Origin of the sequence: Streptomyces sp. NPDC019890, assembly GCF_044903445.1 — a bacterium.
GTDB lineage: Bacteria > Actinomycetota > Actinomycetes > Streptomycetales > Streptomycetaceae > Streptomyces.
Window position 1 is genome coordinate 496,542 of record NZ_JBJDQK010000005.1, and the last position, 18,607, is coordinate 515,148.

Here is an 18,607-nt window from a genome sequence, read left to right on the forward strand (position 1 = left end):
AACACTTCGAGGATGCCCTGGCTGACTTCGAGCGTGCAATCGAACTGGATTCCCAAATCGCCTGGGCCTACGCTGGCCGCGGCGAAACCCACCGCCTCATGGGCAGCTACAACGATGCCCTGACCGACCTCGACCACGCCATCGAACTGGATTCCCAAATCGTCTGGGCCATTGCTTGCCGCGGGCATACCCACCAGGGTCTGGAACACTTCGAGGATGCCCTGGCTGACTTCGAGCGTGCAATCGAACTGGATTCCCAAATCGCCTGGGCCTACGCTGGCCGCGGCGAAACCCACCGCCACATGGGGTGCTATGAGAAAGCTCTCACGGACCTCGCCAGGGCCGCCGAGATCGACCCCGGTGACGGCTGGTATCTATATGAGACAGCAATCGTTCTTCACGTCATGCCCCATCCAGACAGAGACACCCACTTGGCGCGGGCTGCCGAACTTTTCGTTAATGCCGCTGCGGACGGGGACACCGCCGGGTCGCTGCGGGCGAACGGCAATCTCTTCATCGTTCAATGTGCGATGCAGGCCTGGGAGAAGGCCAACAGGGTGATGGAGCACTTCCTGAACAGCCAGCCCGATACCCGACAGCTCCGGGCTACCCTCACCGATCTGAAAGAAGCGACAACAGTTTTCTCCCTGAACACCGAACATATAGGACCGCTCCGCAACAGGCTCCAGACCGCGTTGGACGAACAACTGCCCCAATGACAACCCTGTGCGGCCAGTCCTGCGCAGAGTCCCGTTTTGTGGGGCGGGTTCTGGGCTCTCGACTTTCGTCGTTCTGGCCATCGGTCAGGTAGGTACTGATCTTTGACGTCGCGTTTGATGATCTGGTCATGTTCGGCATACCGGATGTATGGGGACTCGAACTCGCAAGCCGTTGAGCCCAGTTGAGCTGGAGCGGCGGCGCATGCAGGCGGCGGATCTGTTCGAACAAGGGATGCGGCAGAGCAAGGTCGCGGAGGTGCTCGGGGCGACGCCGCAGGCAGTCAGCCTGTGGCGTCGAGCCTGGGCCGGGGGCCGCCGGGAGGCTCTGCTGTCCAAGGGGCCGGGCGGGAACTCGTATCTGAGCGCGGAGCAGGAACGGGAGCTGGACGGTCTTCTGCGGGCGGGGCCGACGGAGTACGGGTGGGAGGACCAGCGGTGGACGCTGGCCCGGGTCGGGGTGCTGATCGAGGAGCGGTTCAAGGTCACGTACGAGATCTCCGGGGTGTGGCGGCTGCTGGATCGCCTCGGCTGGTCGTGGCAGGTGCCGAAGGTGCGGGCCGTGGAGCGCAACGAGGAGGCGATTGCCGCATGGCGCACGGAAACCTGGCCGGCGGCTTCCCATCCGCGCAGGTCACCGCCGTCGGCGGGTGGGTCTGCTTCGAGGACGAGGCCGGAGCCTGGCTGAACAGGCCGGTCCGCCGCACCTGGGGCAAGGCCGGGCAGACCCCGGTGCTGCGGCTGTCAGGGAAGCGCAACGACAAGATCAGCATGGTGGCGTGGATCTGCTTCAAGGAGGGCGAGGAGCCCCGGATGATCTATGCGATCAAGCCGTCGGGCGGCTACACGAAGAAGGACTTCCCCCGCTTCCTGGCCCTGCTGTGAAACAGTACGCGCAGCGCCAGGACTGGCTCACGATCATCCAGCTGCCCTCCTACGCACCGGAGTTGAACCCCTCGAACTGCTCTGGGCGCACGCCAAGGAGAAGATCGCGAACCGGGCGTTCCGTTCGATTGACGAGCTCCACCGGGCCGCGAGGAGCGCCCTGCGCTACATCCAGCGCCACCCCGAACTCCTCATCGGATTCCTTGCCGGGACCGGCCTCGAACTCGCCCCACCCGCATCAAGCCCGTAGTCAAAGATCAGTAGCTCGCGCGGGTGACCTGTGGCCATCGGCCCGCTCCGGGGACGGACAGCAAGGAAGCATCGGCGGTGCTTTGTGTCGCCTCCGGGGAGGGACCCGCCGATGCTTCCGGATCCGACCGTACCGGCATCGCTGCTCGCTGTGCTGGGTGCTTTGCGCGGCTGTTTCACCTTCCCGACGTTCTCCACGTTCTCTGTGCTGGTCACCGGGCTGATCGCGAACACCGGGCGGGGCACGGTCACCGGGATGCTGCTGGGTGCGAACGTGACGCGGCACTGGTCTCACGATCGGGTCCACGCCTTCTTCTCCCGCGCGAGCTGGGATGCGCAGACGCTCGGCGCCTCGCTGTCCCACCTGGTGGTACGCAGCCTGGTGCCCGACGACGCCGTGCTGACTGTTGCCGTGGACGACACCCTGTTCAAGCGGCGCGGGAAGAAGGTCTTCGGTGCGGCCTGGCAGCACGACGGATCGGCCACCGGGCGCGACGGCATCGGCTACGGCACCTGCTTCGTCGTGCTGGGAATCGTGGTCGACCTGCCGTTTCTGACCCGGCCGGTGTGTCTGCCGGTGGCCGCCCGGCTGCATCGCCCGAAGGGCGAGCAGACCAAGGTCGAACTCGCCGCCTCCATGATCCGGTTCCTGGCCGCCTGCCACTGGGGCCGGCGTATCGATGTGGTCGCCGATGCCGCCTACCACGGCCGCGCACTGCGTGACCTGCCCGCACAGGTCACCTTCACCACCCGCCTTCCGGCCTCGGCGGTCCTCTACGACCTGGCCCCGCCGCCCACCGGACGACGCGGCCGGCCCCGTCTGAAGGGTGAACGCCTGGGCACCCCCGCCGAGTTGGCCGCAACCGCGCGGTTCACCCCGCACACTGTGACCCGTTACGGCCGCACCGAGAACGTGTTCCTCGCGACATGCACCTGCCTGTGGTACGGCTCCCTGCACACCCGCACCCTCCGGGTGGTGCTGCTCCGCGACGATGCCACCGACACCGGCTACGACCTGGCCCTTGTCACCACCGACCTGACCACCCCAGCACCCCAGTTGATCACCCGCTACGCGAGGCGGTGGTCGATCGAGGTGACCTTCGCCGAAGCCCGCGAAATGCTCGGTGTCGGACAGGCCCGCAACCGCACCCGTACCGCGGTCGTACGCACCGTGCCGTTCGGCCTGTACTGCTACACGATCACCGTCGTCTGGTACGCGCTCCACGGCCACCACCCAGCCGACACCGCCGACCGGCGCGAACGCCAGCCCTGGTATCTCACCAAGACCACCCCGGCGTTCTCCGACATGGCCGCCAAGCTCCGCCGCACCATCATCGCGGCCCGATTTATGCCCATCGACGCCGGTCAGCCCACGGATACCGAAATCCGCGTCGTCCAACAGGCATGGGCCGCAGGCTGCGCGGACTTGACGTGACGACCAATCAGAACGACGAAAGTCGAGATCCCTTCTGCACGCGAATATTGCGCGCTACGTTCGCCACCAGACGCGTCGCCGGACCCGCCGTTTCCTTGTTTTCCGCACGTGCCATTCACGATCACCGCTTCGACTCAACCGGACTCAACCGGTCTCAACCGGAACCCCGCCGAATTCGACCCGTCTCAAAGGAAGTTCGCGCAGGTCAACGTATGCCGGACCCCCTCCTCGCGGTCATGGAAAACGCTAGCCAAGGTCACCCAGACTGTCCTTGTGGATACGCAAAGTCGCCAACTGAACCTCGATTGGATTCCGGCTTCCGGATTCCAGCTCCGTAAGGCAGGCGTGCAATTCGACGCCGTCCGCGTCGACGACGAGGACGGCCGTCGTCTCGCCGACCTCCTGGAGCGGCTGACCGGCGGTGACCCCGGGCCCGTCGTCATCGAGGCGTCCGGGCGGCGGTCGGTCTACTTCCTCGTACCGGCAGGGACTACGTCCCACCGGCCCTGGCCGCGTGGCGTCACCCGTCTCAACTCTGGCCCCGCGCATGTGAGTTACATCCCTGTGCCCGCTCTTCGCGGCCGAACCTGGCCGCTGTCCTGGCGCTTCCCGCCGACCACGGCGGAGCGGTTCGTACACCCGCTGCTCCTGCGTAACACCGCTTCAGCGCTGCTCAGTTGACCTCGAAGGGTGTCCGGGACATGTCCCGGACGCGAATACCGGCGACGGACCGCCCGCGCCGTGTCTAGCGTCCAGCGGCATGGACACAACACGGAGAACGATCCTGCGGGGCATGGCAGTGGCACCCTTCGCGGCGACGGTGGGCGGCCTGGTCCTCCCCGCAACCGCGCACGCGGCGGACAGGCCGGAGGCGGCAGCACCCGAGCCGCCGCTCCCGATACCGAGCTCGGTCAGCGTGAAAATACGCACTCACGCCGAGGGCGAAGGGGAGCATCCCACCGATTATCCGGCGACGATCGAGGGCCTGAAGGGGGAGAGAAGCGGGCTCGCCGGCGCCGTCCACTACGAGCGCGTGGTGCTGGCGGAGTCGCGAGCCGCCTGGAGGACCGGGAAGTGGATGCCGAATGTGGGCAAGGGCTTGTTCCCGCGGGTGAGTGGGCGCGGTGCGTTCAGATGGGACAGGGACGACTTCAAGGACCCGGACTGGCGTCCGCAGGGAATCACCAGTGAGTACGACGCCCGGTTGACGGGGGATCCCTATATTCCCCTGAACCGCAATGTGCTGATGGTTTCCTGGTATGGGCGAAGGGCCCAGCGCGAAAGGGGAGCCCGTATTACCTTCGTCGATCTGAAGACGCGGCAACCGCGTTATGTACACGTCCTGCTGGTCGAGCCGGTGAACGGCAGCACCAGGCCCGGCGGCAGCGGGCGGCCCCACGACTTCCGGGCCGCCGATGTGCATGCCGGGGGCATCGCCTGGTACCGGAACCGCCTCTATGTCGCGGACAGCAAGAAGCGCGCGCTGCGGGTGTTCAACCTCGACGAGATGATCCGCGTGGCCCCCGGCGGCAACAAGCGGCTGGTCGGCTTTCACGGCGGCAGGTATCACGCGTACGACTACACGTACATCCTTCCGCAGAGCCGTGCCTATGACCATGTCGTCCAGGACTGGGAGACCGAGCGCACGCGGCTGGGCTACTCGCAGGTCGCCGTCGTGCACACGGACGGGAGATCGTCGCTGCTGGTGAGCGAGTTCCGCAGGGCGGAGAGGGAGGGCAACAAACCGCGCCCTGCGATCGACTCCCGCATCATCGACTGGACCCTGAACTCCGCCGGGGCGCTGACCGACGGCGGAAACGACGCCGAGATCGCCTCGCGCAGGGTCTATCGCATCAGGAACGGCGGGAACGTGCAGGGAGCGGTCAGTGCCGGGGGCCGGTTCCATCTCTCTGTCAGCGACGGCTTTGCCAACGGCAAGCTGAACACGTGCCCGGTCGACGGAACCGCGACCGAGAAGTGGGAGCAGGTGCCCGGTCCCGAGGATCTCAGTTACCAGTCGAACTACCGGGGCTCACGGGTCATCTGGGGGCTCGGGGAATACGCGAAGAATGACCAGGATTCCGGTGCGACTCCACCGGAGAAGATCCGGACCCGCGTCAACTCGCGCTACGTGTATGCCATGAGGCTCTGAACGGGACGGCGGGGCGGCACGTACTGAGGTGGGGGCCCCTGGTTCCAGGGGCCCACGGGCTTGTGACGCCATGTCGGTACGACCTTGGGGCCGCGGATGAGGCACGCACGACGGAACCTCCAGCGTCTCGCGCGGCTGGCGGCCGTGGGAGGGCTGGTCTGCGGCGGATTAATGGTCTCGAACGCCATGGCGAGTGAACCCTCCGGTCCGCACGCCATGGCGGGCGAACCGTCCGTCCAGTCCTCCGCCGATCCGATGGCTGACCTGGTCTCGCGGCTCGGTACCTCCCGTACCGCGGGCAGCTGGACGGGGGCCGACGGGCGCCCGGTCGTCGCCGTGACCGACGAGGACGCGGCGGCGGAGGTACGGCGGGCGGGGGCACGCGCCGAAGTCGTGCGCTACAGCATGAGCCGGCTCCGCTCGGCCGCCGAGGAGCTGCGTGAGGCGCCTCGGGTGAGTGGCACCGCCTGGGCGGTGGACTACGCGTCCAACAAGGTCGTGGTGCACGCGGACAGCACCGTGTCCGCGGCCGACTGGTCGCGCATGTCCGACGTCGCCGAGCGGATCGGCGGCTCCGTCCACATGGAGCGGACCGCAGGCGCCTTCACCACCAGGCTGAACGGCGCCCTGCCGATCTTCTCCCGGGACGGCCGCTGCTCCGCGGGCTTCAATGTGACCGACGGCAAGGACACGTTCATCCTGACGGCCGGGCACTGCGGCCCGGTCGGCACGACCTGGTTCGGGGACCGCCGGGGCGAGCAGTTGGTCGGAACGACCATCGGCAGTACGTTCCCGGGAAACGACTTCTCGCTCGTGCGGTACGAGAACGGCGAAACACTCGCCCCCGGCGGAGCCAACATCGTGGACATCGGCGGCGGGCGCGGGGTGCAGATCAACGGCGCCGCCGATCCTGTCGTCGGTCAGCGGGTCTTCCGCAGCGGCAGCACCTCGGGGTTCCACGACGGGAAGGTGACCGCGTTGAACGCGACGGTGAACTATCCCGAGGGCACGGTCACCGGCCTCATCGAGACCACCGTCTGTGCCGAGCCGGGAGACAGCGGGGGCCCGCTGATCTCGGAGGGTCTCGCGATCGGCGTGACCTCGGGCGGCAACGGGGACTGCACCACGGGGGGCGTCACGTTCTTCCAGCCGGCCACGAAGGCACTGGAGGCGCTGGGGGTAAGGCTGTTGGCGGGCGGTGCTCCGCCTGCCGGGGGCACCGAGGGCACGGGCGGCCAGACGGCCGCCCCAGCCGACCCGTCGGCAGCCGCCGGAGCCGTTCCGCCGGGAGTGCCAGGGTCGCCGGGAGTGCCGGGGACGGCCGGGCAGCCCGGGTCGTCGGGGGCGGCGAACGGATCGAAGGCGGCACCCGGGATACCCGTCAACTTCCAGACTCTCGGCCCGGGGTTGGGGGTCATCCTGGTGAGTCTGCTCGGACTGGTGGCCAGCCACTGGATCCGGTCGGCCAAGGACCGCCAGAACTACTGGAGTTACTACTCCCAGAGCTGGGGCTGAGTTCAGCTCGTCTTCGTGTAGGTGAGTGGTGCGCCGCCCGAGCCCACCAGTTCGCGGACGATCGTGCTGTCGTCCGGCATGTCCAGACGGCTCCACTGGCCCGGCGAGCACTGTTTCGGGTCGCCGAACGTGACCTGGGTCGGGCCGAGTTCGAGAGGTGGGCCCGAGGCGCGGAGGGTGGCCGACCAGCGGCAGTCGTAGTTCGGGCCGGTGCCCGACAGGGTCATCACCTGGGTGCCGGTTGAGCCCTGCGTGATCGTCATGGTGCGGGAGTTGGTGCCGTCGGCCGTGTCGAAGGACGCCCGCCAGGTGCCGACGTACTCCGCCGGAACGCCGCCATCCTGGGTGCCGGGCGTGGTCGGGGGCGTGGTGGTGGGGGTCGTGTTCCCCGAGCTGTCCGGGTTCGTCGGGGTCGCCGAGGACGTCGAGGCCGCCGGCCTGGAGTCGGTGGACGTGCTCTTCTTGCCGTCGCCGCCCATCAGGACGTAGACCGAGCCGCCTGCCGCGACCGCGACGAGGACGGCGACCGCGAGGAGGGCGATGGTGCCGCGGCTGCTGGTCGGCGCCGGCTGCGGGGGTGTGTACGGGAGGGGTGTGGGGGCGTACGGGGCCGGGGCCGGGGTGTTGTACGGGAAGCCGTACCCGTATGCAGGAGTCGGGGCCGGTGGGGGTGTGGGTGTGGGTTGCGGCGCAGGGGGTCGCACGGGGGGTCGCACGGGTGCGGTCATCGTCGGAGGCTGCTCGGGCGCCGGTGACGCGGGCTGTTCGACCTCCAGCAACTGCACCGCGTGGCGGCCGAGTTGGGCGATCAGCGCGCCCGGCAGCCAGGGTTCGTTCGTCGCGTCGGAGGTCGTACGCTCCAGGATCTGCGCGAGTGTCGGCCGCGCCTCGGGGTCCTTGTGCAGACAGTCCCGTACGAGCTCGAGCAGCCCCTCCGGCATGGCCGCCAGGTCCGGCTCCTCCTGCGCTATGCGGAACATCAGCGCATGCCCCCCGCTGTCGGCCGAGCCGAAGGGGAGGCGGCCCGTTGCCGCGTACGCGAGGACCGAGCCGAGACAGAAGATGTCGCAGGCGGCAGTGACACGGTCGCCGCGGACCTGCTCGGGGGCCATGAAGCCGGGCGACCCGACGAGCGCACCGGTGCGGGTCAGACCGCCGTCTGTGACCGTTTCCAGGGCGCGGGCGATGCCGAAGTCGATGACGCGCGGGCCGTCGATGGTGATCAGGATGTTGGACGGCTTGAGGTCGCGGTGGATGAGGTCGGCCGCGTGGATGCTCTGCAGGGCGTGCGCGAGGCCGGAGGCGAGGATGCGGACCGAGCGCTCGGGCAGCGGGCCGTGCTCGCCGGAGACGACGGTGTGGAGCGCGGGTCCGGCGATGTAACCGGTGGCGACCCAGGGGACGGGGGCCTCGGTGTCGGCGTCGAGAACGGGGGCGGTCCACTGGCCGCCGACCCGCAGGGCGGCGCGTACCTCCTGGCGGAAGCGGGCCCGGAACTCCTCCTGTTCGGCGAGCTCCTGGCGTACGAGCTTGACGGCGACGGTACGGCCGCGGTCGTTGCGCGCGAGGTAGACCTGGCCCATGCCGCCCGCGCCGAGCCGGGCCAGCAGGCGGTACTCGCCGATGTGCTGCGGATCTCCTGGTGCCAGCTGCTCCATCGCCGCGCGCCCTCCCCCGTGCTGTTGTGACGGACCGAGGATAGTGCTTGCCCGCTCCCCGCCTTATAGGCCAGGACCTGACCTAGTGGCCGCCTACGGTCGGTCTCACGCAAGCGATCCGAGCACCATCCCCGTATGCGAGGAGACCGTCATGGCCGTCAAGCCGGTTCCGAGGGCTACACCGCCGTCACACCGTGGATCATTTCGCAGGACACCGCCGGTGTCATCGACTTCCTGACGGCCGCGTTCGGCGCGGTCGAGCTGAGCCGGATGACCGGCGAGGACGGCCGGATCGGGGGTGCGGGATCCGTTCGGGAACCTCTACTGGATCCAGACGCACATCGAGGACGTGAGCGAGGCGGAGATGGAGCGTCGGCTCGGGGACCCGGTATTCACGGAGGCCATGGACTACGTCACGAGTGCGGACTTCTTTCCGGGCGCCGGTCGCTGATGCCGTCGAGGGCCTTGGATAGCTGCTCCAGGACCCTGGCCGTCTCGGCGAACTGCTCGGGGCCGAGGGCGTCGGCGAGCCGGGCCGCCAGCTCCGCGTGACCGGGGCCGATCTTCGCGACGGCGGCGCGGCCCTCGTCGGTGGGGCGCAGCAGCTTGGCGCGGCGGTGGGCGGGGTTGGGTTCGTACGCGGCAAGGCCCCGCTCGACCAGCAGGTCGGCGATCCGCTGCACGCTCTGGCGGGTGATGCCCATGTCGCGGGCGATCCCGGCGACGGGCAGCGGATGGTGCAGTACGGCTCCGAGCACCTGCCACCAGGCGGCGGTCAGCCCGGCGGGCTTGGCCAACTCCTCGGAGACGGCGAGGAATTGGCCGTTCAGCCGGAAGACGCCGAGGGCGGCCCGGCTGAGGAGGTCCTGCTGTTCGCGGCTCATGAGTTCAGCACCGCGAAGGCGGCGGCGTCCGAGTCGTGGAACAGCCGGTACCAGGCGTCCAGCTTCTCGCCCTCGTAGACCTTGAGCAGGGCGAAGACCTCGCGGGCGAAGGCGACGGGCTCGGTGGGGCCCGCGGTGATCAGGTCGCGGTCGGTGACGGCGTCCGTGTCGAGGTAGTGCGCGCCGCCCTTGTAGCCGGTGGCGTCGAGATAGAAGGGCGCGGCGCTGGTGTGCGCGCGGTCGTCGAGCAGCCCTTCGCGGGCGATCCCGGCGGTGGCACCACAGATGGCGGCGACGGGGACGCCGGCGTCGAGGAACTCACGGGCCTTGGCGGCGAAGGGGGCGAGATCGTCACCGCTGTCCCACAGGTGCGCGCCGGTGAGGATGAACAGGGCGCTGTCCTGGGGGTCGAGCTCGCTGAGCGCGAGATCGGGCTGGATGCGGATGCCGCCCATGGTGACGACGGGGTCGGTGGTGGGGCCGACGGTGCGGACGGTGAAGCCGTTCTGGGTGAGGTGGGCGGTGGTGTGGCCGGTCTCCCAGTCGGCGTAGGTGTCGTACACGGCGAGATGAACGGTGCGGGTGGTCATGGCGTCCTCCTTGGCGTGATGACAGTAGCCTGTCACTTCGACAGTATGCTGTCAATGTGTTTCGGTGGATGCCCGGCCCCGGCCGGGGCTTGCCCCGGTTCGGGAAGGGGCGGGTAGGGGAAAGGCCCGACACACTGCCCAAGAACGTGGCCATGGCCATACACCGTGGCCATGTCCCGCCCCACCAGCACGTCTCTACGCTGGCCCGCATGACCCCTCATCCCGACCCCCAGGCCGGCGCAGCCGTCAAGGCCGCAGACCGTGCGCATGTGTTCCACTCGTGGTCCGCCCAGGGCCTGATCGACCCGCTCGCCGTCGCCGGTGCCGAGGGTTCGTACTTCTGGGACTACGACGGGAACCGTTACCTCGACTTCACTAGCGGACTCGTCTACACGAACATCGGCTACCAGCACCCCAAGGTCGTCGCCGCGATCCAGGAGCAGGCAGGCAAGCTCGCCACCTTCGCGCCCGCGTTCGCCGTAGAGGCGCGCTCCGAGGCCGCACGCCTGATCGCCGAGCGGACCCCCGGCGACCTCGACAAAATCTTCTTCACCAACGGTGGCGCCGAGGCCGTCGAGAACGCCATCCGGATGGCCCGGCTGCACACCGGCCGTCCGAAGGTGCTGAGCGCCTACCGCTCGTACCACGGCGGCACCGCCACCGCGATCAACGTCACCGGCGACCCGCGCCGCTGGGCCAACGACAACGGCACCGCGGGTGTCGTGCACTTCTGGGGGCCCTTCCTCTACCGGTCGCCGTTCTACTCCGAGACCGAGGAGCAGGAGTGCGCCCGCGCCCTCCAGCACCTGGAGGACACCATCGCCTTCGAGGGCCCGGCGACCATCGCCGCGATCATCCTGGAGACGATCCCGGGCACCGCGGGCATCATGACCCCGCCGCCCGGCTACCTCGCCGGTGTCCGCCAGATCTGTGACCGGTACGGGATCGTCTTCATCCTCGACGAGGTGATGGCGGGCTTCGGGCGCACCGGAAAGTGGTTCGCCGCCGACCACTTCGACGTCGTCCCCGACCTGCTGACCTTCGCCAAGGGCGTCAACTCCGGTTACGTCCCGCTCGGCGGCGTCGCGATCTCCGGCGCGATCGCCGAGACCTTCGCGACCCGCCCGTACCCCGGCGGCCTCACCTACTCCGGCCACCCGCTGGCCTGCGCCGCCGCCGTCGCCACGATCAACGTGATGGCGGAGGAGAAGGTCGTCGAGCAGGCGGCCCACACGGGCGAGACGGTCCTCGGCCCGGGCCTGCGCGAGCTCGCCGAGCGGCATCCGAGCGTCGGCGAGGTGCGCGGCACGGGTGTCTTCTGGGCGCTCGATCTCGTACGGGACCAGGAGACGCGCGAGCCGCTGGTGCCGTACAACGCGACGGGCGCCGCGAACGCCCCGATGGCCGCGTTCGCCGCCGCGTGCAAGAAGAACGGCCTGTGGCCCTTCGTCAACATGAACCGCACGCACGCGGTCCCGCCCTGCAACGTCACCGAGGCGGAGGCGAAGGAGGGCCTGGCGGCACTGGACGCGGCGCTGTCGGTGGCGGACGAGCACGTGGCATAGAGCCGGGGGGCGGCCCCCGGACCCCTTGTCCTTGAACGGCGCGGGGTCCGGGGGCCGGTCTGTCCTCCATCGCCGGGCGGGCGTAAATCCAGCCCGTCCGGCGATGGAGGACACGCGGCCGAAGGTCGCGTTCGGGGGTCTGGGGGCTTGCCCTCAGTTGCGAGAAGGGGCCGGGTGGGGAAGCGCACCCCCCTCAGCCCCGGCCCGGCTCCACCTCCAAGAAGCGGCGCCCCCGTGGCCCCCGGTACAGCAGCGCCTCCCACCCCACCGCCCCCAATGCCGACGCGCACTGCGTCAACCGCGTCTCCTCCTCCTGCGCCGCACCGCTCCCCGCCGGCCCCAGCCAGTCCACGCACACCATCCGCGGGGTGTCCGACACACGTACCCGGTAACCCGTCGCCGTCCGCGCGCCGGACGCGTCCACCGCCGATGGCGGGAGGCCCGCGGCCTCCAGCGCCAGTGCCACCGCGCGCACCATCTGGTTGAGCTCCCACGCCGCGGGTGCGGCGTTCGTCACACGGCGGATCTGGAGCAGGCCGTCGAACGCCGCCCGCACCTCGGCCGCGCGTGCCGAGGAGCCGGACACCGGCCCGTCACCCGTCGCCGCCTCGAAGGCGTCAGTCATGTCAGAATCCCCTGTCCGCACCCGGTTCGTGACGTCTGGCCTATCGTGTCCGGGACCCCGGCGAAGGAGAAGGCCACGATGCCCGGCACCGGCAGCAGTTCCGCTGTCACCCGCAACACCCTGCGGCAGCAGATCGCGGACGCGCTGCGCGACGAGGTGCTGGCGGGCCGTCTGCAGCCCGGACAGGAGTTCACCGTCAAGCAGATCGCCGAACAGTACGGTGTGTCCGCGACGCCCGTCCGGGAAGCCCTCGTCGATCTGTCGGCGCAGGGGCTGCTCGACTCCGACCAGCACCGGGGCTTCAAGGTGCACCAGTTCTCGGTCGACGACTACCGCGGCATGATCGAGGCCCGCTCCCTGATCGTGGACGGCGTCTTCCGCCAGCTCGAGAAGCGCCGCTGCACCGGCGTGCCCCACAAGGTGCTGGTGTCCGTACGCCGCCGCGCCGAGGAGGCCGCCCGCGCGGCCCGCGGCGGGGACCTGGCCATACTCATCGGCTACGACCTGCGCTTCTGGCGCGAGCTCGGCGCGCTCGTCGCCAACAACTACATCTCCGAGTTCCTGCACCGGCTGCGCGTCCAGGCCTGGGTGTTCGCCGTCCCCTACCTGCGCGAGGAGCCCGAGCTGCGGGACTGGCTGTGGAGCGGACACGAGGACCTGGTGGACGCCTTGACACTCGGCGACGCCGAGACGGTGCGCGAGGTCATCGCCGCGTACAACGACCATGCGCTCGCCTGGGCGGATCGGCTGGAGCGGTGAGCGTGGATCTGAGCGTCGTCGTCCCGGCGTACAACGAGGAAGGGCGGCTGCGACCCACGCTGGACGCGATCTGCGCACATCTGCGCGGGGAGCCGGGCCGCTGGGGCAACTGGGAGCTGATCGTCGTCGACGACGGGTCGACCGATGCCACCGCCAAGATCGCCCGGGAGGCCGCGGCCGAGGAGCCGCGCATCCAACTCGTCTCCAGCGACGCCAACCACGGCAAAGGCAACGCTCTGCGCCAGGGCGTGCTCGCCTCCTACGGCCGCCGTGTCCTGGTCACCGACGCCGATCTCGCCACGCCGATCGAGGAGTTGGACCGGCTCGACAAACAGCTCGCCGCGGAGGACAGCGCCGCGGCGATCGGCTCCCGCGCGCACCCCGACTCCCGTATCGAGGTGCACCAGCGGCGGATACGCGAATGGCTCGGCCGGATGGGCAACCGCCTCATACGCGCCGTAGCCGTGCCCGGCATCCACGACACCCAGTGCGGCTTCAAGCTCTTCGACGGCGACAAGGCGCGCGCCGCCTTCGCCGATTCGCGTCTGGACGGGTGGGGGATCGACGTCGAGATACTCCGCTACTTCCGGCGCGCTGGCTGGACGGTGACGGAGGTCCCGGTGCGCTGGTCGCACCAGGAGGGCTCCAAGGTCCGGCCGCTGGACTACGGCAGGGTGCTGCTGGAGCTCATCAGGCTGCGGGCGCGTGCCGTACGGCGGGTGGACCTCGCCGTCACCGGACTCTTCCTGCTCGCTTCCGTACTCCTCTACAAGGGGCTGTGGACTGACCTCGACCGCGGCTATCTCGCCGACTCGGGGCAGGACCAGAACCAGTGGGAGTGGTTCTTCGCGGTCACCGCCGACAATGTCGCGCATCTGCGAAATCCCCTGTTCACGACCCTGCAGGGCTATCCCGACGGCGTGAACCTGATGGCGAACACCGTAATGCTCGGGCTCTCCGTGCCGCTCACCCCGGTGACGCTGCTGCTCGGGCCGACGGTCACCTGGGCGCTGGTGCTCACGCTGGGACTCACGGCGACCGCGACCGCCTGGTACTGGCTGATCGCCCGCCGGCTGACCGACCACCGGTGGGCCGCCGCGCTCGGCGGCGCCTTCGCGGCCTTCGCGCCGCCGATGATCTCGCACGGCAACGCGCACCCCAACTTCCTTGTGCTGTTCATGATTCCGGTGATCATCGACCGGGCGCTGCGGCTGTGCGAGGGGCGCGATGTCGTACGCGACGGGGTGCTGCTCGGCCTGTTCGCGACGTATCAGATCCTCCTCGGCGAGGAACCGCTGCTGCTCGCGTCGATGGGCATGCTGCTCTTCGCCCTGTCGTACGGGCTCGTGCGCCGCGATGTGGCGCGGGCGGCCTGGCGGCCGCTGCTGCGCGGGCTCGCGATCGCGGCCGCCGTCTGTCTGCCGCTGGCCGCCGTGCCGTTGGGCTGGCAGTTCCTCGGCCCGCAGAGCTATACGAGCGTGCTGCACGGCGACAAGGCGGGCAACAGCCCGCTCGCCTTCCTGGAGTTCGCGGGCCGCTCGCTCATGGGCACGGACGAGGTTGCGGACCCGCTCGCGCTGAACCGCACCGAGCAGAACGCTTTCTTCGGCTGGCCGCTGATCGCGCTCGCGGCGGCGATCGTGGTGCGGCTGTGGCGGCTCGCGCTGGTCAAGGCGCTTGCCTTTACGGGGATCGCGGCCGCGTTTCTCTCCCTCGGGCCGAAGTTCCGCATCCCGTACACGGACTTCGTGCTGACAGGTCCCTGGCGGGCGCTGGCCCATCAGCCGCTCTTCGAGTCGGTCATCGAGTCACGGGTGGCGATGATCTGCGCGCCGGTGCTCGGCGTCCTGATCGCGCTGGCGGCGGACCGGCTGCTGGCGACCAGTGATCGGGTGAATCAAGTGGTGGGGCTCACGGCGGTGGCGGTGGCGCTGCTGCCGGTGCTGCCGACGCCGTACCCGGTGCGGGAGCGCTCCGAGGTCCCGGAGTTCATCACACAGGGCATGTACCGCTCGTATCTCTCCAAGGGGGAGTCGGTGGTCACGGTCCCGCTGCCGTATCCGGGCAGCGCGGAGGCCCTGCACTGGCAGTCGGCGACGGGGCTCGGCTTCCCGGTCGCGGGCGGCTACTTCAACGGGCCGTGGGGACCCGACCGGATCGGCATCTACGGCGCGACGCCCCGGCACACATCCAACCTCTTCAACGATGTGCGGGGGAGCGGGCGGGTGCCGGAGATAGGGCCGAACTGGCAGGCGCAGGCGCGGTTCGACCTGGCGGCGTGGCGGGCGGGGGTCGTGGTGCTGGAGCCGCAGTACAACGACAAGGCGCTGTATGCGACGGTGGAGAAACTGCTCGGGAAGCCGGGCAAGCCGGTGGGCGGCGTGTGGGTATGGGATGTGGGTACGGGTTGAAAACGAAGCGGGCCGGGCGGTTGACCGGCACCCTTCGCCGAACGTATCCATGGCACTACGCTGTCCCGACCATCGCACGTGCGTGCCCGATCCCGTTGGAGAGCGAGCCTTCCCTTGGCCTGTGACCTGTGGCTGGTCCCCCTCGTCGATGTGCTGTGCCACAGCCCCGACAACCCCTTCGCCGAAGAGATCGCGTCCTACGACAAGGCCCTGACCGACGCCGGACTGCCGACCGTGCCCGTCTTCGCCTATATGCCGGGCCTGTCCGGTGATGTGGCCCCGGTGGCCGGCTTCGACTACGACGCGCTGCACTTCCTGCGGCGGGCGTATCTGCTGCAGCTGTGCGGGCTCGCGGTGACGCCGGTGGACGAACTGGGTGGCGACTACGAGCAGTTGCTGGAGATGTTCGAGACGACGGCGCAGCAGTCGCATCTGGTCTGGCACTACGACCACGCGGGTGCGTACGTCCCCGTGGACTTCGCGACACCGCTGTTCAACGACGAACTGCTGGCGGGCGGCGGGCCCCTGGGCTCCACGCAGGGGCTGCTGCGGGAGCTCGAATACGTCGCGCCGTCGATCGGCATCGACCCGGCGAACCCGCCGGAGGCTCCGGAGCCGCCGGACCGGCCCACCTCGCTGGAGGAACCGGCCGGGCCGATTCCGTACGACGAGAGCCCGTTCGCGCGGGAGAGGCATGTGTGGCTGGGGCTGCACGCGGCGGCGACGCGGAGCCTCGGCCAGGGCTCAATGATTATTTTCAGCTGACGCGCATGTGCCGCGCATGTGCCGCACATGTGACGCACATGCGCTGAATGCACAGCCTTAAGCTGCGGGACATCTCGGCCCGGTAAGACCGGTGCATGTCACAGACGACTACCCCGACGGCGGGGGAGATGGCTGAAGAGGCGCTCCCCCGGCCGACGCGATTCGCGGACGTCAAGGGCTGGTTCTGGCCCGTGGACCAACTGCTCTTCGACTGGTTCCTGTCCCATCAGCGGGACACGGATCCGGACGGTCGAGGGGATCTGCTCGAGCTCGGCGCGTATCTGGGCAAGAGCGCGATCTTCACCGGCCGGTATCTGCGGGAGGGGGAGGAGTTCACGGTCTGCGACCTGTGGGACTCACCGGCGCCGGACGATTCCAACAGCGCGGAGATGGACCGGTCGTACGCGACGCTGACGCGACGCGCGTTCGAGGCGAACTACCTGTCGTTCCACGACGAGCTGCCGACCATGGTGCAGGCCCCCACCTCGGTGATCACCTCCCGGGTGCGGGCGGGGAGCTGCCGCTTCGTGCATGTCGACGCCTCGCATCTGTACGAGCACGTGCACGGCGACATCGCGGCGGCGAAGGCACTGCTGCAGCCCGGGGGCATCGTGTCCTTCGACGACTTCCGCGCGGAGCACTGTCCGGGCGTCTCGGCGGCGGTGTGGGGCGCGGTGGCGACATCGGGCCTGAAGCCGATCGTGATCACGGGCACGAAGCTGTACGGCACGTGGGGCGACACGTCGGTGGTGCGGGAAGCACTGCTGGCGTGGCTGGAGACGCGTGCGGACCTGTGGCACGGCGTGGAGGAGGTCGCGGGCGCCCCGCTGATCCGCATCAAGTCCACAAAGTCGACGACGTCTCCGCACCCCCCTGCCTCCCGCCACGAGCCAACCCCGGAGCCCCCTCGCCCAACCCCGCCCCCGGCGACTCTTCCGGCCTCCCGCCCGCGCCCTTCCCTGACCCGCCGCCTGGCGAGGGACCTGCTTCCCCCGATCCTGACGCGAGCGCTCAGCTCCCGCCGCACGCACTGACCGCGGGTCGGTTCGGTCGCTGCGCCCCTGCGGGTGCGGCTGCCGGGCGGCGCGAAGCTGCCGCGTGGGGGATACGGGCTCGCCTTCGCGGCGTGAAGGTGCCGCGCCCGTGCGGCTGCCCGCGTCCGGGCATCCGCCCCCGGGCGGCATGCTTCCGCGGCGCGAAGTTGCCGCAGGCCAGGGTGTCTGGCTTCACGCTTCCGCGCCGCGAAGCGGGCGCGTCGGGGCCCCTGGGCGTGGCTGCCCGCATCGGGGCATCCGCCCCCGGCGGCATGCTTACGCGCCGCGAAGCAGCCCTAGGGGGTCTGGCATCACGCTTCCGCGGCGCGACCTGCCGCAGGGCATCTGGCATCGCGCTTCCGCGCCGCGAAGCCGGCGCGCCGGGGTCCGGGAGCCCGCCCCCGGACCCCTTCCCTTCCCCCCGCCAGGGGGGCCGGGCTCCCCCGGTTTCGGGAAGGGGCGGGGTGGGGGACACAAACCCGCACCCCCTCAGCGCGGCGATTCCGGCGGCCGCTGTCTCGGCATGTTCGGCCGCGTCCCCGGCGGCAACGGCATCCGCCCCGTACCCCCGCCCCCCTCCCGCGCCCCGCCCCCGCCACCGCCGCCCCCGGGCGGCCCCGTCAGGCCCATCGACCGCACCTGACCGCCCCCGCGGAACTCCACCACCCAGTCCGCCGTCTCCGACCGGACCAGCTCCGCGACATCCTCCGAGAACCGCCGCAGCACCCCCAGGCACCGCTCGACCGCCTCACTCGCCGTGCCCTCCGCAGGGCCCAGCACCTCCCGTACGCACTCCGACGCCCAGTCGAACTGCAGCGCCAGCAGACGCCGCTGCACCGCCTGCGCCGTCGCGACGTTCCTTATCCAGCCCGACGTCAGGCCGAAGTACCGGTCACACACCAGACAGGCCGCTGCCAGCAGCAGCGAGAGATACCCCCACTCCGCCGCCCCGGGCACCGCACCCGTCAGCCCGAGCAGCGGCAGCGCCGCCCCGGTGATCGCCCCGAGAGCCGTACCGAGCCGCAGCACCCGCGCCGCGAGCCGCTTGTGCACCCGGTTCGCCAGATACCACTGAGCCGTACGCAGCGCGTCCGCCTCGACCCACCGGTACAGCTCGTCGAGGCGTTGCGCCGGCTCTCCCCAGTCGCCGAGCGGAAACGGCCTCCCGGTCAGGTCACGGCGCGGCCCCTCGCCGCGCTCGCCCCGGGCCGGCCCCCCGGGCTGCATCTCCGGCTGGCTCACCGGGGCACTCCTCTACGACGTGGCGACGGACGTGACACTGCGTGACGTACGGTGCGTGCGGGCATGGACTGCATGGTGTGCATCGCGGGCATTCTGATGCGCATGCCCGTCCGCACTTCCTA

At 69.9% G+C, this 18,607-nt stretch carries 17 protein-coding genes; 12 read left to right on the plus strand and 5 right to left on the minus strand.

Features of this window, described 5'->3' with window-relative positions; all coding sequences use genetic code 11:
* The 7 genes from ACI2LP_RS17310 to ACI2LP_RS17340 all read left to right on the plus strand — a co-directional run.
* Positions 1-719 (plus strand): tetratricopeptide repeat protein (locus ACI2LP_RS17310; RefSeq protein WP_404725349.1); only part of this gene is annotated, 719 nt, incomplete at its 5' end.
* 148 nt (positions 720-867) lie between these two features.
* Positions 868-1,404 (plus strand): winged helix-turn-helix domain-containing protein, encoded by a 537-nt coding sequence (locus tag ACI2LP_RS17315; protein WP_404725350.1) that lies wholly within the window; start codon positions 868-870, stop codon positions 1,402-1,404.
* Between the two features lie 44 nt (positions 1,405-1,448).
* Positions 1,449-1,601, plus strand: coding sequence for a hypothetical protein (locus ACI2LP_RS17320; protein ID WP_404725351.1), 153 nt, complete (start codon positions 1,449-1,451; stop codon positions 1,599-1,601).
* Between the two features lie 361 nt (positions 1,602-1,962).
* Positions 1,963-3,285, plus strand: a complete 1,323-nt coding sequence (locus ACI2LP_RS17325) for a transposase (RefSeq protein ID WP_404725352.1) — start codon at positions 1,963-1,965, stop codon at positions 3,283-3,285.
* A 294-nt stretch (positions 3,286-3,579) separates the two neighbouring features.
* Positions 3,580-3,966 carry a hypothetical protein gene (locus ACI2LP_RS17330; protein WP_404725404.1) on the plus strand — a complete coding sequence of 129 codons (387 nt, stop codon included), beginning with the start codon at positions 3,580-3,582 and terminating at the stop codon, positions 3,964-3,966.
* A 112-nt stretch (positions 3,967-4,078) separates the two neighbouring features.
* Positions 4,079-5,437 (plus strand): hypothetical protein, encoded by a 1,359-nt coding sequence (locus ACI2LP_RS17335; protein WP_404725353.1) that lies wholly within the window; start codon positions 4,079-4,081, stop codon positions 5,435-5,437.
* A 96-nt stretch (positions 5,438-5,533) separates the two neighbouring features.
* The gene (locus ACI2LP_RS17340) at positions 5,534-6,952 is read left to right on the plus strand and encodes a S1 family peptidase (protein WP_404725354.1); all 1,419 of its coding nucleotides are present in this window, start codon (positions 5,534-5,536) and stop codon (positions 6,950-6,952) included.
* 2 nt (positions 6,953-6,954) lie between these two features.
* Here ACI2LP_RS17340 and ACI2LP_RS17345 read toward each other — a convergent pair whose 3' ends face one another.
* The 3 genes from ACI2LP_RS17345 to ACI2LP_RS17355 all read right to left on the minus strand — a co-directional run bounded on the left by ACI2LP_RS17345 (position 6,955) and on the right by ACI2LP_RS17355 (position 10,084).
* Positions 6,955-8,610, minus strand: a complete 1,656-nt coding sequence (locus ACI2LP_RS17345; RefSeq protein ID WP_404725355.1) for a serine/threonine-protein kinase — start codon at positions 8,608-8,610, stop codon at positions 6,955-6,957.
* A 413-nt stretch (positions 8,611-9,023) separates the two neighbouring features.
* Positions 9,024-9,494 (minus strand): MarR family winged helix-turn-helix transcriptional regulator, encoded by a 471-nt coding sequence (locus tag ACI2LP_RS17350; protein WP_404725356.1) that lies wholly within the window; start codon positions 9,492-9,494, stop codon positions 9,024-9,026.
* Entirely contained in the window at positions 9,491-10,084 is a 594-nt protein-coding gene (locus ACI2LP_RS17355) for a DJ-1/PfpI family protein (protein WP_404725357.1), read from the minus strand. Before ACI2LP_RS17355 ends, ACI2LP_RS17350 begins: the two co-directional genes overlap by 4 nt.
* A 209-nt stretch (positions 10,085-10,293) precedes the next feature.
* Between ACI2LP_RS17355 and ACI2LP_RS17360 the strand changes: the two genes are divergently transcribed.
* Positions 10,294-11,649: an aspartate aminotransferase family protein gene (locus tag ACI2LP_RS17360; RefSeq protein ID WP_404725358.1), complete on the plus strand. Its 1,356-nt coding sequence runs from the start codon at positions 10,294-10,296 to the stop codon at positions 11,647-11,649.
* 193 nt (positions 11,650-11,842) lie between these two features.
* On the opposite strand, the gene ACI2LP_RS17365 is transcribed toward ACI2LP_RS17360, so the two are convergent.
* Positions 11,843-12,274 carry a hypothetical protein gene (locus tag ACI2LP_RS17365; RefSeq protein WP_404725359.1) on the minus strand — a complete coding sequence of 144 codons (432 nt, stop codon included), beginning with the start codon at positions 12,272-12,274 and terminating at the stop codon, positions 11,843-11,845.
* Between the two features lie 78 nt (positions 12,275-12,352).
* Between ACI2LP_RS17365 and ACI2LP_RS17370 the strand changes: the two genes are divergently transcribed.
* The 4 genes from ACI2LP_RS17370 (at position 12,353) to ACI2LP_RS17385 (ending at position 17,243) form a co-directional block, all read left to right on the plus strand.
* Complete coding sequence (locus ACI2LP_RS17370; RefSeq protein WP_404725405.1) at positions 12,353-13,033, plus strand: GntR family transcriptional regulator; 681 nt, start codon at positions 12,353-12,355, stop codon at positions 13,031-13,033.
* Complete coding sequence (locus ACI2LP_RS17375) at positions 13,030-15,444, plus strand: dolichyl-phosphate beta-glucosyltransferase (RefSeq protein WP_404725360.1); 2,415 nt, start codon at positions 13,030-13,032, stop codon at positions 15,442-15,444. The genes ACI2LP_RS17370 and ACI2LP_RS17375 overlap by 4 nt, the downstream gene beginning before the upstream one ends.
* 114 nt (positions 15,445-15,558) lie before the next feature.
* Positions 15,559-16,209 carry a hypothetical protein gene (locus tag ACI2LP_RS17380; protein WP_360880455.1) on the plus strand — a complete coding sequence of 217 codons (651 nt, stop codon included), beginning with the start codon at positions 15,559-15,561 and terminating at the stop codon, positions 16,207-16,209.
* Positions 16,210-16,304: 95 nt separating this feature from the next.
* The gene (locus ACI2LP_RS17385; protein WP_404725361.1) at positions 16,305-17,243 is read left to right on the plus strand and encodes a class I SAM-dependent methyltransferase; all 939 of its coding nucleotides are present in this window, start codon (positions 16,305-16,307) and stop codon (positions 17,241-17,243) included.
* A gap of 489 nt (positions 17,244-17,732) precedes the next feature.
* On the opposite strand, the gene ACI2LP_RS17390 is transcribed toward ACI2LP_RS17385, so the two are convergent.
* On the minus strand, positions 17,733-18,485 hold the full coding sequence (locus ACI2LP_RS17390; RefSeq protein ID WP_404725362.1) for an SLATT domain-containing protein: 753 nt from the start codon (positions 18,483-18,485) through the stop codon (positions 17,733-17,735).
* Positions 18,486-18,607: the final 122 nt, after the last annotated feature.

Excerpts from the sequence above, each read along its gene's own strand:
- ACI2LP_RS17345 (WP_404725355.1), bottom strand. The coding sequence starts at position 8,610 with ATGGAGCAGCTGGCACCAGGAGATCCGCAGCACATCGGCGAGTACCGC.
- ACI2LP_RS17315 (WP_404725350.1), top strand. The coding sequence starts at position 868 with ATGGGGACTCGAACTCGCAAGCCGTTGAGCCCAGTTGAGCTGGAGCGG.
- ACI2LP_RS17355 (WP_404725357.1), bottom strand. The coding sequence starts at position 10,084 with ATGACCACCCGCACCGTTCATCTCGCCGTGTACGACACCTACGCCGAC.
- ACI2LP_RS17385 (WP_404725361.1), top strand. The coding sequence starts at position 16,305 with ATGTCACAGACGACTACCCCGACGGCGGGGGAGATGGCTGAAGAGGCG.
- ACI2LP_RS17325 (WP_404725352.1), top strand. The coding sequence starts at position 1,963 with ATGCTTCCGGATCCGACCGTACCGGCATCGCTGCTCGCTGTGCTGGGT.
- ACI2LP_RS17340 (WP_404725354.1), top strand. The coding sequence starts at position 5,534 with ATGAGGCACGCACGACGGAACCTCCAGCGTCTCGCGCGGCTGGCGGCC.
- ACI2LP_RS17370 (WP_404725405.1), top strand. The coding sequence starts at position 12,353 with ATGCCCGGCACCGGCAGCAGTTCCGCTGTCACCCGCAACACCCTGCGG.
- ACI2LP_RS17350 (WP_404725356.1), bottom strand. The coding sequence starts at position 9,494 with ATGAGCCGCGAACAGCAGGACCTCCTCAGCCGGGCCGCCCTCGGCGTC.
- ACI2LP_RS17365 (WP_404725359.1), bottom strand. The coding sequence starts at position 12,274 with ATGACTGACGCCTTCGAGGCGGCGACGGGTGACGGGCCGGTGTCCGGC.
- ACI2LP_RS17360 (WP_404725358.1), top strand. The coding sequence starts at position 10,294 with ATGACCCCTCATCCCGACCCCCAGGCCGGCGCAGCCGTCAAGGCCGCA.
- ACI2LP_RS17335 (WP_404725353.1), top strand. The coding sequence starts at position 4,079 with ATGGCAGTGGCACCCTTCGCGGCGACGGTGGGCGGCCTGGTCCTCCCC.